The sequence below is a fragment of the Streptomyces sp. NPDC102451 genome (assembly GCF_044765485.1).
GTDB lineage: Bacteria > Actinomycetota > Actinomycetes > Streptomycetales > Streptomycetaceae > Streptomyces.
Genome location: NZ_JBIWKD010000004.1, coordinates 574,946 through 590,214 on the forward strand (window position 1 = coordinate 574,946; position 15,269 = coordinate 590,214).

Here is a 15,269-nt window from a genome sequence, read left to right on the forward strand (position 1 = left end):
GCAGGCTCAGCGGCGGGCGTCCGGGTGCCTGAGGCACCAGCCTTCCCAGGCCGAGGCAACCATCTCGCGGACGTCGTGCCGGGCCGACCATCCGAGTTCTTCCCGGATCCGGTCCGCGGAGGCGACCACCCGCGCCGGGTCTCCCGGCCTTCGCGCGGCGGCGACGGGCGCGGAGCCGGCTCCGTGTCCGGTCACGTCACCGATGAGATCGATCATGGCCCGCACCGATACGCCCTCACCACGTCCGATATTGATGGTGAGGTCCGTACCGGCCTCCCTGACGAGCAGGGCCCGCGCCGCGGCGAGATGCGCCGAAGCGATGTCGTCGACATGGATGAAGTCCCGCACACAGGTGCCGTCCGGGGTCCCGTAGTCCTCGCCGAAGATCACCGGGGCCGCTCCCTGGGTCAGCTTCTCGAAAACCATGGGAACGAGGTTGAAGACGCCGGTGTCGGCGAGCTCCGGCGTCGCCGCCCCCGCGACGTTGAAGTAGCGCATCGAGGCGGTCGCCATTCCGTGCGCCTTCCCCGCCGCACGGACCATCCACTCGCCCGCGAGCTTCGTCTCGCCGTACGGATTGATCGGCGCGCAGGGCGTGTCCTCCGTCACCAGGTCGACGTCAGGCATTCCGTACACGGCCGCGGACGAGGAGAAGAGGAACGCGCGGACCCCGCTCTCCGTGGCTGCTTCCAGCAGCGTCTGGAGACCGTGCACGTTCTCGCGGTAGTAGTGCAGAGGGTCGGCCACCGACTCCGCCACCTGCTTCTTCGCCGCGAGGTGCACCACACCCCGCACCGAGAGCTCCCCCAGGGTGCGCCGCAGGCCGGCGCCGTCGAGCGTCGATCCCTTCACGAAGGGGACGCCCTCGGGAACCCGGGACGGATCCCCCGTCGAGAGGTCGTCGTAGACGGCGACCTGCTCGCCGGCCGCCAGCATCGAGCGGACGACATGTGAGCCGATGAACCCCGCCCCGCCCGTAATCAACCAAGTCATGGGCGAATAGTAGTTCGACACAAGGCCTGCGCATCATCCGCCCCATGTTCACTTGGTTCACATGTTCAAGCGCTTGTCTGTTCTATAGTGCTCGGTCAGTCAAACTTTCACGGACCGGTCCAGCCCCCCACCCGAGTCCCCCGTACTCCCCTGTCCACAACGGGCAACGAGATTTGAGGACTCGAGCACGATGAGCCACAACGAGAGCACGCCTGACCCGCGCAGCAGTCACTCGGCATCGCGAGCCGGAGGCCGGGGCCGCAAGAAGGAACGTAAGCGCCGCCGCGGCCTCAAGATCACGCTCGGGGTACTGCTCGTGCTGCTCCTCGCGGCCGGTGGCACCGCGTACTGGATGTACCAGGATCTCGACGGCAACATCAAGGGCGTCGACATCAACAAGGCGCTCGGCGAGGACCGTCCCGAGAAGCTCCCCACCACCGGTCAGAACCTGCTCGTCCTCGGTTCCGACTCGCGTGCCGGGGCCGAGAACAAGGAGCTGGGCGGCGGCGGTGCCGTCAGCGGGGCGCGGTCCGACACCGCGCTGGTGGTGCACATACCCGAGGGCCGCACCGAGGCCGTCGCCGTGTCCATTCCGCGCGACACCCTGGTGACCCGGCCGGAGTGCGTCAAGTCCGACGGTTCGGCCATGGCGTCCGCCGAGCGGGTCATGTTCAACTCCGTGTACTCGCAGGTCGGTCCGGCCTGTGTGGTGAAGACCGTGGAGAAGATGTCCGGGGTCCGGATCGACCACTACCTGGAGATCAACTTCGCCGGGTTCAAGGACCTGGTCGACGCCATAGGCGGCGTCACCGTCAAGGTCGAGGAGCCGATCAAGGACAAGGCCTCCGGCCTCGACCTCACCGCCGGTACGCACAAGCTGGACGGCACCGAGTCCCTCGCCTACGTCCGTACGCGGCACGGCATCGGGGACGGCAGCGACCTGGGCCGGATCGGGCTCCAGCAGCAGTTCCTGCTCGCGCTGCTCACCGAGATCAAGTCGCAGGACCTGCTGGGCAGTCCGACGAGCACGTACAAGATCGCCAACTCCGCGACCAAGTCGCTGACGACCGACGAGGGGCTCGCCTCGCTGACCTCGCTCGCGGAGTTCGCCCGCTCGATGAACGGCGTCGATCCCTCCACGATGGAGACGATCATGCTGCCGGTCGCCTACGACAAGCAGGACCCGAACCGCGTGGTGGCGGCCGAGCCGCAGGCCGGCGACCTCTGGAAGGCGATCCGCAAGGACGGCACGATTCCCGAGTCGGCGAAGAAGTCTCCGGCCACCGGCGGCTGACCTGTCATCCTTCGGGGATGACCGGTGAGAGGGCCCTCGTGATCGTCGATGCCGCCAATGTGGTGGGGTCGGTTCCGGACGGGTGGTGGCGGGACCGGCGCGGGGCGACCGAGCGGCTGCGGGACTCGTTGATCCCGTACGCCGCGGAGGGGCTGCCCGGGCACCCCGGGCCCGTCGAGCTCGTGCTGGTCGTGGAGGGCGCCGCACGCGGGGTCGCGTCCGTGCCGGGGGTGCGCGTGGAGGCGGCGTCCGGCAGCGGGGACGATCTGATCGCCGAGCTGGCCGCCGCCGCCCACGGCGTACGCTCCTGTGTCGTCGTCACGGCCGACCGCGGGCTGCGGCAGCGGGTCGAGGCGTACGGGGCCCGGTGCACGGGCCCGCGTACGGTGCGGCCGCTGCCGCCCTCACGAGGGGCCTGACCGGGGTCAGGAGGCCTTGGCCATACGGCTGTTGCGCCGCCCGTACGCGAAGTAGATGATCACGCCGAGCACCATCCAGATCCCGAACCGCAGCCAGGTCTCGGCCGGCAGGTTCAGCATCAGCCACACCGAGGCCGCGACCGACAGGATCGGGAGCAGCGGCACCCACGGGGTGCGGAAGGCGCGGTGGAGGTCGGGGCGGGTGCGGCGCAGGACGATGACACCGAGGGCCACGACCACGAACGCGAAGAGCGTGCCGATGTTCACCAGGGTCGCCAGCTCGTTGATGCTCGTGAAGCCGGCCACGATCGCGATGATCACCCCGAGCAGGATGGTGGGGCGGTACGGGGTCCCGAAGCGCGGGTGTGTCACCGAGAAGAACCTCGGGAGCAGTCCGTCGCGGCTCATCGCGAAGAACACCCGGGTCTGGCCGAGCAGAAGGATCATGCAGACCGTGGTGAGTCCGACGGCCGCGCCGAAACTGATGACACCCGCGTAGAAGGGGTGTCCGACGGCCTTGAAGGCGTCGGCCAGCGGGGCGCTGACGGAGAGTTCGGTGTAGTTCTGCATGCCCGTGACGACGATCGACACGGCGACGTAGAGCAGGGTGCAGATGACGAGCGAGGCGAGGATGCCGCGCGGCATGTCACGCTGCGGGATCTTCGTCTCCTCGGCGGCGGTGGCCACGACGTCGAAGCCGATGAAGGCGAAGAAGACGATGGACGCGGCGGTGAAGATGCCCATGATGCCGAAGTTCGTCGGCTCGTAGCCGAAGATCAGCTGGACCAGCGGGGCATCCAGGCCCGATCCGCCCTCCTGCTTCTCGGCCTCCGGGATGAAGGGCGAGTAGTTGGACGCCTTGATGAAGAACAGGCCCGCGATGATCACGATGAAGACGACCGCCAGCTTGATGGCGACGACGACCGTCGTCACCCGGGCGGACAGCTTCATCCCGAGGACCAGGATGACCGTCAGGATCAGCACCAGGGCGAACGCCAGGATGTCGAATCCGAAGCCGCTGGCCACGTCCGGACCGGAGAGCACCTCGGGCATCGTCCAGCCGATGTTGTCCATGAGCGAGCGGACGTAGCCGGACCAGCCGACCGCCACGACCGCGGTGCCCAGCGCGAACTCCAGCACCAGGTCCCAGCCGATGATCCAGGCGACCAGCTCGCCGAGGGAGGCGTAGGAGAAGGTGTACGCCGATCCCGCCACCGGGACCGTGGAGGCGAACTCGGCGTAACAGAGTGCCGCCAGCGCACAGACGATGCCCGCCGCGACGAACGCGAGGGCCGTGGCGGGGCCCGCCGTCTCCTTGGCGACCTTGCCCGTGAGAACGAAGATGCCGGTGCCGATGATGACACCCACCCCGAAGACCGTGAGGTCCAGCGCGGAGAGGGATTTCTTGAGCGCGTGCTCCGGTTCTTCGGTATCACGGATGGACTGCTCGACCGTCTTGGTCCGGAACAGTCCCTTTCCGCTGGGGGGCGTGTCCTGCTGCGTGCTCACCGGCGTACCTCCACGCACTCGTCGTGCACGCCATGATTCGGAACGGGCAGCCCCGGCACGCTCCGTGCGCTCCCGTTTCACGCGAATGGGCCGGTCGGACCACCCGTGTGGGGTGGGCGACCGGCCCAGTGCCGTGTCGTGCCGCGCGGTGCCGTGCCGCGCGGTGCGGGAGGATCAGTCGCGGACGGGCTCCACGGCGCGGCTCTCGTAACGGCCGTCGAGCTTGGCGACCAGGCCGGTGACCTGACGGGCGATGTCCGGGGCGGTCAGCCCGATCTCGGCCATGACCTCGGCGCGCGAGGCGTGGTCGAGGAACACCGGCGGGATGCCGAAGTCGCGCAGCGGTACGTCGACGCCCGCGTCGCGCAGGGCCTGGGCGACGGCGGAGCCGACGCCGCCGGCCCTGCTGTTGTCCTCGACGGTGACGACGACGCGGTGCTGCGCGGCGAGCGGGGCGAGCGCCTCGTCGACGGGCTTGACCCAGCGTGGGTCGACCACCGTCGTGGAGATGCCCTGGGCGTCCAGCAGGGCGGCGATCTCCAGGCACATCGGGGCGAGCGCACCGACGGAGACCAGGAGGACGTCCGGCGCGTCCGTGCCCGCCTCACGCAGGACGTCCATGCCGCCGACGGTGCCGACGGCCTTGACCGCCGGGCCGACCGCGCCCTTGGAGAAGCGGACGACGGTGGGTGCGTCGTCCACGTCGACGGCCTCGCGCAGCTGGGCGCGGACCTGGTCGGCGTCGCGCGGGGCGGCGATGCGCAGGGTCGGCACGCACTGGAGGATCGACATGTCCCACATGCCGTTGTGCGAGGCGCCGTCCGTGCCCGTGACACCGGCCCGGTCCAGGACGAAGGTGACTCCGCACTTGTGCAGGGCGACGTCCATGAGGACCTGGTCGAAGGCGCGGTTCAGGAAGGTCGCGTAGACCGCGAAGACGGGGTGCAGACCGCCGGTGGCCAGGCCGGCGGCGGAGACCGCGCCGTGCTGCTCGGCGATCCCGACGTCGTAGATCCGGTCCGGGAAGGCCTCCTCGAACCTGCCGAGGCCGACGGGCTGGAGCATGGCCGCCGTGATGGCGACGATGTCCTCGCGCTCGTGGCCCAGCTTGAGCATCTCCTCGCCGAAGACCGAGGTCCAGTCGAGGCCGGAGGTGGAGATCGGCAGGCCGGTGTCCGGGTGGATCTTGCCGACCGCGTGGAAGCGGTCCGCCTCGTCCTCGAGCGCGGGGGTGTAGCCGCGGCCCTTCTCGGTGAGGCAGTGCACGATGACCGGGCCGCCGAAGCGCTTGGCCCGCTGGAGCGCGGACTCCAGTGCCTCGATGTCGTGGCCATCGATCGGTCCGACGTACTTCAGGCCGAGGTCCTCGAACATGCCCTGCGGGGCGATGAAGTCCTTGAGGCCCTTCTTGGCGCCGTGCAGGGTCTCGTACAGCGGCCTGCCGACGACCGGCGTGCGCTCCAGGAGGTCCTTCCCGCGGGCCAGGAACCGCTCGTACCCGTCGGTGGTGCGGAGGGTGGCGAGGTGGTTCGCGAGGCCGCCGATGGTCGGGGCGTACGAGCGCTCGTTGTCGTTGACGACGATGACGAGGGGGCGGTCCTTGGCGGCGGCGATGTTGTTCAGCGCCTCCCAGGCCATACCGCCGGTGAGCGCGCCGTCACCGATGACGGCGACGACGTGGTCGTCCTTCTTCAGGACCTCGTTCGCCTTGGCGAGGCCGTCGGCCCAGCCGAGCACCGTCGATGCGTGCGAGTTCTCGATGATGTCGTGGTCGGACTCGGCGCGGGAGGGGTATCCGGAGAGTCCGCCCTTGCTCTTGAGCTTCGAGAAGTCCTGCCGGCCGGTGAGCAGCTTGTGCACATAGCTCTGGTGGCCGGTGTCGAAGAGGACCTTGTCCTGCGGGGACTCGAAGACGCGGTGCAGGGCGATGGTCAGTTCGACCACGCCCAGGTTCGGGCCGAGGTGGCCGCCGGTCTTGGAGACCTCCTCGACGAGGAAGGTACGGATCTCCCCGGCGAGCTGGTCCAGCTGCTCGGAGTCGAGCCGGTCCAGGTCGCGCGGTCCCCTGATGCGGGTCAGCAGATCCACCCGTGCCTCCTTGCGTGTGAGCTGGTCGAGCGAGTCGATCCGATGAGTCTAATGTTCCGCCGGCGGCCCCGGTCATCGGGCGCCGCATTCAGCCCCGCCGTGCTGGGTCCGCGGGACGCGCAGGTGCCCGGCATCACGGAGGATGCCGGGCACGTGTGCGCAGGTACGAGGTGACGGGAAGCCTAGGCGCGGCCGGCCGTCTTCTGCGTCCTGCGGGTGACGGAGTCGATGACGACCGTGGCGAGAAGCACACCGCCGGTGATCATGTACTGGACGGGCGTCTTGATGCCCTCCAGCGACAGGCCGTACTGGATCGACACGATCACCATGACGCCGAGCAGGGCGTTCCACGTGCGGCCCCGGCCTCCGAAGAGGCTGGTGCCGCCGATGACCGCCGCGGCGATGACGTTCATCAGGAGGTCGCCGGTGCCGGAGCCCTGGTTGACGGCGGCGATCTTGGAGGCCCAGAAGAGGCCGCCGATGGCCGCGAAGGTGCCGGCGACCGCGAAGACCGAGACACGGATCGCGGTGACGTTGATGCCGGCGCGGCGTGACGCCTCGACGCTGCCGCCGAGCGCGAATATCTTCCGGCCGTAGGTCGTACGGCGCAGGAGGAAGTCCGTGCCGACGAGGACGATCAGGAAGAGGACCAGGGCCAGCGGGAGACCGCGGTACTGGTTGAACATGTACGCCGCGGCGAAGGCGAACACCGCGAGCACGGCGGTGCGCACCACGATGTCGGTGACCGGCCGGGAGGGGACGCCCGCGGCCTCACGGCGGCGGCTGTCCAGGAAGGCCGAGAGGAAGAAGGCGATCACCGCGAGCGCGGCCAGGCCGTAGGCGGCGGCGACGTCCGTGAAGTAGTACGTGGTCAGCTTGCCGACCACGCCGTCGCTGTCGAGGTTGATCGTGCCGGTGTCGCCGAGGAGCTGGAGCATGAGCCCCAGCCAGAACAGCAGGCCGGCGAGCGTGACGGCGAAGGCGGGGGCGCCGATCCTGGCGAAGAAGAAGCCGTGGAGGGCACCGATGACCGCGCCGCTGGCGATCGCAAGGACGACGGCGAGCCACTCGTTCACGCCGTGGGTCACGCTGAGCACGGCCACGACGGCACCGGAGACACCGGAGACCGAACCGACGGACAGGTCGATCTCGCCCAGCAGCAGTACGAAGATGATGCCGACGGCCATCATGCCGGTGGCCACCATCGCGACGGCGATGTCGCTGATGTTCTTCGCGGAGAGGAACTCGGAGTTCAGGCTCTGGAAGACCACGCAGATGATGATCAAGCCGATGACCACGGGGATCGAGCCGAGGTCACCACCGCGCATCTTGCGCTTGAACTCGGTGAGGTATCCGCCGAAGCCCTGCTCGCGCACGAGCAGCCGGGGGTCGACCGCGGTGTCCGCGCCCTTGGCGGCCTCCGGGTTGATCACAGCCGTGGACGTCTTGTCGGTTGTCACTTCTTGACCTCCGCGTTACGAGCCGCACGACGGGTCACGGCGTTCTCCGTGGCGCCCGTGATGGCGGAGATGATCTCTTCCTGCGACGTGGTCTTCACATCGAAGACCCCGTTGTTCCGGCCCAGCCGGAGCACGGCGACCTTGTCGGCGACGGCCTTCACATCGGCCATGTTGTGGCTGATGAGGATGACCGCGTGACCGCGCTCACGCAGCCGCTCGACGAGGTCGAGGACCTGTGCGGTCTGCTCGACACCGAGGGCGGCGGTGGGCTCGTCGAGGATGACGAGCTTGGGCTCACCGAGCATCGAGCGGGCGATGGCGACGGTCTGGCGCTGTCCGCCGGAGAGCGAGGCGATCGGGATGCGGACGCTGGGGATGCGGATCGACAGCGTGGAGAGGAGCTCGCGGGAGCGGCGCTCCATCTCGACCTCGTCGAGGATGCCGAACTTACGGATCTCCCGGCCGAGGTAGAGGTTGCCGACGACGTCGATGTTGTCGCAGAGCGCGAGGTCCTGGTAGACGGTCGCGATGCCCAGGCTCTGGGCGTCGTTCGGCTTGTTGATCTGGACCGGCCGGCCGTCCCACTCGATGACTCCGTCATCGATGGGGTGGACACCGGCGATCGTCTTGACCAGCGTTGATTTACCGGCGCCGTTGTCGCCCACCAGGGCGACCACTTCACCGGCGTGGACCTCAAGCTCTACATCGGTGAGCGCCTGGACGGCACCGAATCGCTTGGAGACCCCTCGCAACGCCAACACGGGCGTAGCGGACACGTGAACCATCTCCTTCGCCGCCTGACCCGGCGGGGATGCCGCGCCTGGGGGAGGCGCGGTGGTCGAGCAGAAGAGTAGAAAAAACTGCGGAAGCGTTCCGTCCGGCGCCCCGCCCGGTAGCGGGACAGTTGGTGGGCGGGGCACCGGACAGGCTTCGGGCCCGCGCGGTACCGGCCGGAGCCGGTCGCGCGGAGGGTGCTAGTTCTTCAGACCGATCGAGTCACAGGCGGCCTTGTACTTGGCCGTGCAGATCTCGTCGATCGTCCAGATGCCATCCTTGATGATGGTGTCCTTGATGTTGTCCTTGGTCAGCGAGACGACCGGGACGAGGACGGTCGGAACGCCCTTCGTGCTGCCGTTGTCGACCTTGGACGTGGCGATCGTGTCGAGGTCCTCGCCCTTGGCGAGCGCCACGGCCATCTCCGCGGCAACGATGCCCTCCTGCGGGTACGACTTGTAGACGCTCATGAACTGCTCACCGGTGACGATGTGCTGCACGCCCGCGAGCTCGGCGTCCTGGCCGGTGATCGGCGGGAGCTCGGAGACGCCCGCGGACTTGAGCGCTTGGATGATGCCGCCCGCCAGACCGTCGTTGGCGGAGTACACGCCGTCGATCTTGTCCTTGCCGAGGGACGTGATCGCGCCCTCCATGTTGGCGTTGGCGTTCTCGGCCTTCCACTCCTTGGTGTCGTACTCCTTGCCGTACGTCACCTTGCCGTCGAGCACCGACTTGGCACCCTTCTTGAAGAGCGCGGCGTTCGGGTCGGTGATCGCGCCGTTCATCATGACGATGTTCGGCTTGGTCTTGCCCTTCAGGGCCTCCAGAAGGGCGGTGCCCTGGACGCGGCCGACCTCTTCGTTGTCGAACGAGGTGTAGGCGTCGATCGGGCCCTCGGCGAGGCGGTCGAAGGCGACGACGGGGATGCCCTCGTCCTTGGCCTTCTTGATGCTGTTCTCGATGGCCTTGGAGTCGACGGCGTCGATGATGAGCGCGTCGACCTTGTTGGTGATCATCGTGTCGACCTGCTGCGCCTGCAGCGTGGCGTCCTGGCGGGCGTTGGAGTAGACGACCTCCGCCTTGCCACCGGTCAGCTCGCTGACCTTCTTCTCGATGATCGGCTTGTCGAACTTCTCGTAGCGGGCCGTGGCGTTCTCGGGAAGGAGCAGACCGATCTTGAGGTCGTCGCCCTTCTTGGCCGAGTCGGTGGTCTTGTCGCCGGACTCCTTGGCGCTCCCGCAAGCGGCGAGAGAGACAGCCATGGTGGTGGCGGCAACGGCAACGGCGGCACGACGCATACGCGTGTTCATTTCGAACCTCCCTGACGAGGCCGCGACGTTGCGGCCGAGGTGGCTGGAAGTCAACTCGGCCGCGACGTCAGCGTCAAGGAGTAAATCCTTAACGAGATGACAACGGTGCCATTCGTTATCTAAGTGAAGGCAGGAGTCGCGGCAGGGAGGGTGCTCTCCAAAAGGGTTGAATCCCCCATCTCGCTGAGCACGAGGGCCAGTGCGCCCAGCACCTCGGCCCGCGCGCCGAGCGCCCCGGGGAGCACCGAGAGCTGCCGCGCGGCACTGGGAATGGCGTAGCGCGAGACCGAGTCACGGATGGGCGCCAGCACCAACTCCCCCGCCTCCGCGAGGGATCCGCCGAGCACGACCCGGCTCGGGTTGAGCAGGTTGCACAGGTTCGCCACCCCGCTGCCGATGTGCCGGCCGACGTCCCCGATGACCCTGCGGCAGCCCGGATCGCCCTCCCGGGCCAGCTGGACCATCCGCTCCATGGTGAGATCGGCCCCGTGGCTGGGCTTCAGCAGCGGCAGGACGTACCGGGCGGCGGTGAAGGTCTCCAGGCAGCCGCGGTTGCCGCAGCGGCAGACAGGGCCCGACTCGTCGAGCGTGATGTGGCCGATCTCGCCGGCCGTTCCGCCGGGCCCGCGGTAGATGTGCCCGTCGATCACCAGACCCGCGCCGACACCGCTGGCGACCTTGATGTACGCCAGGTCCCTGACGCCCCTGCCACTGCCCCAGACCAGCTCGCCGAGCGCCCCGAGGTTGGCGTCGTTGTCCACGTACACCGGGACGCCGAGGCGTCCGGCGAGCTCCTGGCTGGGGTTGATGCCCGTCCAGCCCGGCAGGATCGAGGTGGAGCCCAGGGTGCCGGACTCGACGTCGATCGGGCCCGGTACGCCGAGGCCCACGCCGATCACCTTCCCGGGGCTGATCCCGGTGGTCTCGATCAGGCGGTTGACCAGCTGTTCCGCCCGGCCGAAGCCCTGCGCCGACGAGGCGTCCACATCGAGCGGCTCGGATTCCTCGGCCAGCACCTGATGGGCCAGGTTGCCGATGGCCACGCGAAGGTGCGTATGCCCGAAATCCACCCCTATGACAATGCCCGCGTCTCCGCTCAGGGAGACGCTCCGGGCGCGGCGGCCGCCCGCCGAGGTGGGTGTCACCTCGACCGTGCCGCCGTCCTTGAGTTCACGCACGATGTTGGAGACGGTGGCTGCGGAGAGGCCGGTGCTCCTGGCGATCTCGGCCTGGGTCAGGGACCCCGCCATCCGTACGGCACGTACGACCCGCTCAAGGTTGGCCCGATGCAGAGATGTCTGCGACCCCGGAGTCTCCATCGACTCACTCACTCCTGCCGTTTTCTCTAACATGTGAACCCTAAGCTGAGCGTTTTGGGGTGCCCCCCGTCAAGACCTTGAGCAGTCGGAGCCTCCGATGAGCATCGGGCCTCCACATTCCACGAGGGACAAAAGCGGCAGAAAGGGCATAAAGCCACCCTCCGGCCGGTGACCGGAGGGTGGTTCGCTGCCCGGGGGGCCTGTTCGGTTCTGGTGACTGTTGTTGCCCGGGCGGCGGGTGGCGACAAGAGCTGACGCCTGAACGAAGCGCTCCCGGGCGCCGCCCCTACTTGAGCGCCCCCGCCGTCAGCCCCGCGACGACCTGGCGCTGGAAGACGATGTACGCGGCGAGGACCGGCAGCATCGCCATCACCAGACCGGCGAAGAGACCCGACCAGTCCCCCTTGTACCCCTGGCTGGTGGCCAGTTCGACCAGGCCCTGGGAGAGCACCTTGCCGTCCGGGTCGGTGTTCAGCACCGTCGGCAGCATGTACTGGTTCCACTGCCCCAGGAAGTTGAAGATCCCGACGCTGATCAGACCGGGCTTCGCCATCGGCAGCATCACCTGGAAGAACGTCCGGGTGTGCGAGGCCCCGTCGAGCATGGCCGCTTCCGCGATCGAGGTCGGCAGGGTCCGGAAGAACGAGGTGAGGAAGAAGACCGTGAAGGGCAGCGAGTACGCGATGTAGACCAGGATCAGCCCGTGCACCGAGTTCAGCAGGCCCATGTTGTTCATGACGAAGAACAGCGGGACCAGCGCCAGGATGATCGGGAAGCTCATCCCGCCGATGAAGAGGAAGTAGATGAAGCGGTTGCCCGGGAAGTCGAACCGCGCCAGCACGTACGCCGCCATCGACCCCAGCAGCAGCGTGCCGATGAGCGAACCGCCCACCACCAGGATGGTGTTCAGGAAGTAGTCGCTCATATGGGCCTGGGTCCAGGCCCGCGACCAGTTCTCGAAGTGGAGCTTGTCCGGCAGGGCCCAGGGCGTCGACAGGATGGAGTCGTCCGTCTTGAACGACGCCATCACCGCCCAGAGCAGCGGCATGACGACGAGCACCGCCCAGATGATCAGCACACCGTGCGAGAAGACGTTGAGGACCTTGCCCTCGCTGCTCTTCGCCGGCTCCACGGCCGGGGCGTCCGTCTTCGTCACCGGCGAGCGCGGTGCCGGGACGGCGGGAGGAGTCTCAGTGACCTTCACGTGTGCTCACCTCGTGCAACTGTCGAGCCGGCCCCCGGGACCGAACTGTTCTGCGCGCCACCGGTCGTCCGGTCGCCGTACTCCGCAACGAACCGCATCAGAACTCCAGCCGCTCGCGCCGGCCCAGCTTCATCACGATGCCCGCGAAGAGCATGGTGACGATGAGCAGTCCGACACCGATCGTGGTGGCGTAGCCGGCCTGGGCGTCGCGGAAGGCCGTCTGGTAGACGTACAGCGGCAGGACGGTGGTGGAGTAGGCAGGGCCGCCCGGGCCCACCGTCATGACCTGTACGGCGGTGAAGGCCTCCACCCCGAGCGCCAGGATGCCCATGTAGACCCAGCCGGACTGCACGGTGTCCCAGAGCAGCGGCAGCGTGATCTTGAAGAACGTCGTGATGCGGCTGGCCCCGTCGAGCAGGGCGGCCTCGTAGAAGTCCTTCGGGATGGACGCCATTCCGGCGGAGAACAGGACGACGAAGAATCCGACCGTCGACCAGATCAGGACGACCATGACGCAGTACAGCGCCAGATCGGGATCGCCCAGCCAGTCCGGCTGAAGGCTCTTGAGGCCAACGGCCTTCAAAGTGGCATTCAGCATCCCGTCACGGGGATTGAACGCGAACTGGAAGAGCAGGGCCACGATCACGATCGACAGGACCTGCGGGAAGAAATAGGCGATTTTGTAGAACGAGGAGCCCCGCACGCCGGCGACCGCGGCGTTCTTACGCCGACGGCCACCGACATTGAGCATGAAGGCGAAGAAGAGCGCGAGGCCCAGCGTCACCAGTGGCAGCAGCAGCGCCAGCAGCACACTGTGCTGCAGTGACTTCCAGAAGATTTCGTCGTCGAGCATCCGACTGTAGTTGTCGAAGCCGACCATCTTGAAGTCCGAGCTCAGTCCGGTCCAGTCCGTGAACGAGTAGTAGATGGACTGGGCGAAGGGCCAGATGACGAAGATGGCGTACAACGCCAGTGGGGCTGCGAGGAACCCCACGATGAACCGGTACTTGCCGTGCTGCATCGTTTACCGACCCCGATTTCCGAGCGGGTGCCGCCACCGGTGACGGTGACTCACTGGTGCTTGTAGTGCTTGATGGACTGGTCCTTGGCCGCCGCGTCGGCGAAGCCCTGGATCTTCTTGATGGTCTCCGCCGGGGTCGCGCGGCCCGCCATCATCTCGCCGATACCGGCGATACCGATCTGCTCCTTCTGGAGCTTCACGTACCAGTCCTGCAGACGCGGGTTCACGACGTTCTCGCCGGCCTTCGCCAGGACGTCCACGCCGGACTGCAGCGCGGTGGAGAGCGTCAGGCCGTCGGTGCCGCCGTTGAAGGCGCTGAGGGACTTGACCGACTTGGTGAAGTTCTTGGAGGACTCCTCGCTGAGCATGATGCGCAGCTGCTCCATGCCGCCCTCGGTGTTCTTCGCCTTCGCCGGGACGATGAAGGGCTCACCGCCGGACGCCCACAGGGTGCCGAAGGGCATCTTGTCGGAGGAGTCCAGGCTGGACGGCGCGCCGACCATCATCTTGAAGTCCTCGGGCGTGGTGGGTGCGGCCTCGTTCTCCACCCACGAGCCGTTCGGGATGAAGAGCGCCTTGCCCTTGGTCCACTCGGTCTGCGACTGGATGTGCGTCAGACCGGGCGTGCCCTTGAGGATGTAGCCCTTCTGGAAGAGCTCGTAGTACGCCTCGAAGGCGGCCTTGACGGCCGGGTCCTTCCAGGCGTTGGGCTCCAGGTTGTCGATCTTGTCGAGGACCTCGCGGCCGCCGATCTTGGCGATGAAGGGGTAGAGCGAGAACGGCAGGTAGTACGGGTACTTGCCCGGGTACGTCCAGCCGGCGACGCCCTTCTTCTTCGCCTTGGCGCACAGCGCGAGCATGTCGTCCCAGTTCTCCGGGTACGTCGCGTCGAGCTTCTCGAGGTTGGTCTGCGAGTACCAGACGCCGTAGACCGTGTACGCGTAGTACATGATCCAGACCGGGTCGCCGTCGAACTGGCCCATCTCCAGGACACCGGGGCGCAGCGTGTCGCGGACCTTCTTCGACGGGTCGTCGTACGACGGGGCGTCCATCAGCGGCGTCAGGTCGGCGAGCTGCTTCTTGCCGACCAGGACACCCATGTCCATCTGCTCGGCGCCCGAGTTGTCGATCAGGTCCGGCGGGGTGCCGCCGTTGAAGCGCGGCTGCAGGATCGACTGGATCTTCTCGGTCGCGGAGTGCTTGACCTTGGGTGCCTTGGGAAAGGCCTCGTTGTACTTCTTCTCGGCGTCGATGGCGTACTGCTCGCCGAAGCCACCGTTGAAGATGACGACCTCGAGGGCGGCGGTCTCATTGACACCGAGCGGGTTCTTCGCGCTCTTGGTGCCCTTCTCGGCCTTCTCGTCGCTTCCGCTGTCGCTGCTCGCGCAGGCGGACAGGAAGCTCATCGTCGGAACAGCGATCAGGCCGAGTGCGGCAGAACGCTTGATCACATCGCGACGGCCAAGGCCCTCATTCGTGCGGCCGGAGGTGGATCCCATGCTCAAGTCCTCGCCTTCTCCAGGACTCAGGCGGTGTACCGGTCACCCGTCGTGAATTCGCCTCAGGCGAAGGGTCCCGCCACCGCGGTCAGTTGCGCTTGGGTCGTGCAGATTGCCGGATTTCCAGATGCAGTGGGGGAGTTTCGGGCGAACGCACGGCAGGACGCTCCCGCGCCCACACCTGTTCGCCCTCCCCCGTGCCCGCGTGCCGTTGTGAAGCGGCTGTGCAGACGCCGACAGGTATAGTCCACTTGCCGCCAACTGAGCAAGATCGAATGCATGGTTGAGCGGCAGTCTTTCCCGAGTTGAGACCTCACGGACACCTCGGCACCGCGCGCCTCCGCGCGAAAACGCCGTTTCCCGCAATACGGTCGAATCA

At 67.5% G+C, this 15,269-nt stretch carries 12 protein-coding genes; 2 read left to right on the forward strand and 10 right to left on the reverse strand.

Features of this window, described 5'->3' with window-relative positions:
- Positions 1–6: 6 nt before the first annotated feature.
- A complete protein-coding gene (galE, locus tag ACIRD8_RS12835; protein WP_403989603.1) occupies positions 7–993 on the reverse strand; it encodes a UDP-glucose 4-epimerase GalE in 987 nt (328 codons plus the stop codon).
- 190 nt (positions 994–1,183) lie between these two features.
- Between galE and ACIRD8_RS12840 the strand changes: the two genes are divergently transcribed.
- The gene (locus ACIRD8_RS12840) at positions 1,184–2,287 is read left to right on the forward strand and encodes an LCP family protein (RefSeq protein WP_403989605.1); all 1,104 of its coding nucleotides are present in this window, start codon (positions 1,184–1,186) and stop codon (positions 2,285–2,287) included.
- A 17-nt stretch (positions 2,288–2,304) separates the two neighbouring features.
- Positions 2,305–2,706 carry an NTP pyrophosphohydrolase gene (locus ACIRD8_RS12845; RefSeq protein WP_403989606.1) on the forward strand — a complete coding sequence of 134 codons (402 nt, stop codon included), beginning with the start codon at positions 2,305–2,307 and terminating at the stop codon, positions 2,704–2,706.
- Positions 2,707–2,712: 6 nt separating this feature from the next.
- Here ACIRD8_RS12845 and ACIRD8_RS12850 read toward each other — a convergent pair whose 3' ends face one another.
- The 9 genes from ACIRD8_RS12850 to ngcE all read right to left on the reverse strand — a co-directional run bounded on the left by ACIRD8_RS12850 (position 2,713) and on the right by ngcE (position 14,890).
- A complete protein-coding gene (locus tag ACIRD8_RS12850; RefSeq protein WP_403989608.1) occupies positions 2,713–4,215 on the reverse strand; it encodes an amino acid permease in 1,503 nt (500 codons plus the stop codon).
- Positions 4,216–4,389: 174 nt separating this feature from the next.
- Positions 4,390–6,303, reverse strand: coding sequence for a 1-deoxy-D-xylulose-5-phosphate synthase (gene dxs / locus ACIRD8_RS12855; RefSeq protein WP_403989610.1), 1,914 nt, complete (start codon positions 6,301–6,303; stop codon positions 4,390–4,392).
- Between the two features lie 182 nt (positions 6,304–6,485).
- Complete coding sequence (locus ACIRD8_RS12860; protein WP_403989612.1) at positions 6,486–7,763, reverse strand: sugar ABC transporter permease; 1,278 nt, start codon at positions 7,761–7,763, stop codon at positions 6,486–6,488.
- Positions 7,760–8,548, reverse strand: a complete 789-nt coding sequence (locus tag ACIRD8_RS12865; protein ID WP_104784769.1) for an ATP-binding cassette domain-containing protein — start codon at positions 8,546–8,548, stop codon at positions 7,760–7,762. Before ACIRD8_RS12865 ends, ACIRD8_RS12860 begins: the two co-directional genes overlap by 4 nt.
- Positions 8,549–8,737: 189 nt before the next feature.
- Positions 8,738–9,847 carry a sugar ABC transporter substrate-binding protein gene (locus ACIRD8_RS12870; RefSeq protein WP_403989615.1) on the reverse strand — a complete coding sequence of 370 codons (1,110 nt, stop codon included), beginning with the start codon at positions 9,845–9,847 and terminating at the stop codon, positions 8,738–8,740.
- 119 nt (positions 9,848–9,966) lie between these two features.
- Positions 9,967–11,166 (reverse strand): ROK family protein, encoded by a 1,200-nt coding sequence (locus ACIRD8_RS12875; protein ID WP_403989617.1) that lies wholly within the window; start codon positions 11,164–11,166, stop codon positions 9,967–9,969.
- A gap of 286 nt (positions 11,167–11,452) precedes the next feature.
- Entirely contained in the window at positions 11,453–12,370 is a 918-nt protein-coding gene (locus tag ACIRD8_RS12880) for a carbohydrate ABC transporter permease (RefSeq protein WP_403989619.1), read from the reverse strand.
- A gap of 97 nt (positions 12,371–12,467) precedes the next feature.
- Positions 12,468–13,391: a carbohydrate ABC transporter permease gene (locus ACIRD8_RS12885; protein ID WP_403989621.1), complete on the reverse strand. Its 924-nt coding sequence runs from the start codon at positions 13,389–13,391 to the stop codon at positions 12,468–12,470.
- Between the two features lie 50 nt (positions 13,392–13,441).
- On the reverse strand, positions 13,442–14,890 hold the full coding sequence (gene ngcE / locus ACIRD8_RS12890; protein WP_403989623.1) for an N-acetylglucosamine/diacetylchitobiose ABC transporter substrate-binding protein: 1,449 nt from the start codon (positions 14,888–14,890) through the stop codon (positions 13,442–13,444).
- Positions 14,891–15,269: the final 379 nt, after the last annotated feature.

Coding starts and splice junctions, on each gene's coding strand:
- galE (WP_403989603.1), bottom strand. CDS start 993: ATGACTTGGTTGATTACGGGCGGGGCGGGGTTCATCGGCTCACATGTC.
- ACIRD8_RS12840 (WP_403989605.1), top strand. CDS start 1,184: ATGAGCCACAACGAGAGCACGCCTGACCCGCGCAGCAGTCACTCGGCA.
- ACIRD8_RS12845 (WP_403989606.1), top strand. CDS start 2,305: ATGACCGGTGAGAGGGCCCTCGTGATCGTCGATGCCGCCAATGTGGTG.
- ACIRD8_RS12865 (WP_104784769.1), bottom strand. CDS start 8,548: ATGGTTCACGTGTCCGCTACGCCCGTGTTGGCGTTGCGAGGGGTCTCC.
- ACIRD8_RS12870 (WP_403989615.1), bottom strand. CDS start 9,847: ATGAACACGCGTATGCGTCGTGCCGCCGTTGCCGTTGCCGCCACCACC.
- ACIRD8_RS12875 (WP_403989617.1), bottom strand. CDS start 11,166: ATGGAGACTCCGGGGTCGCAGACATCTCTGCATCGGGCCAACCTTGAG.
- ACIRD8_RS12885 (WP_403989621.1), bottom strand. CDS start 13,391: ATGCAGCACGGCAAGTACCGGTTCATCGTGGGGTTCCTCGCAGCCCCA.
- ngcE (WP_403989623.1), bottom strand. CDS start 14,890: ATGGGATCCACCTCCGGCCGCACGAATGAGGGCCTTGGCCGTCGCGAT.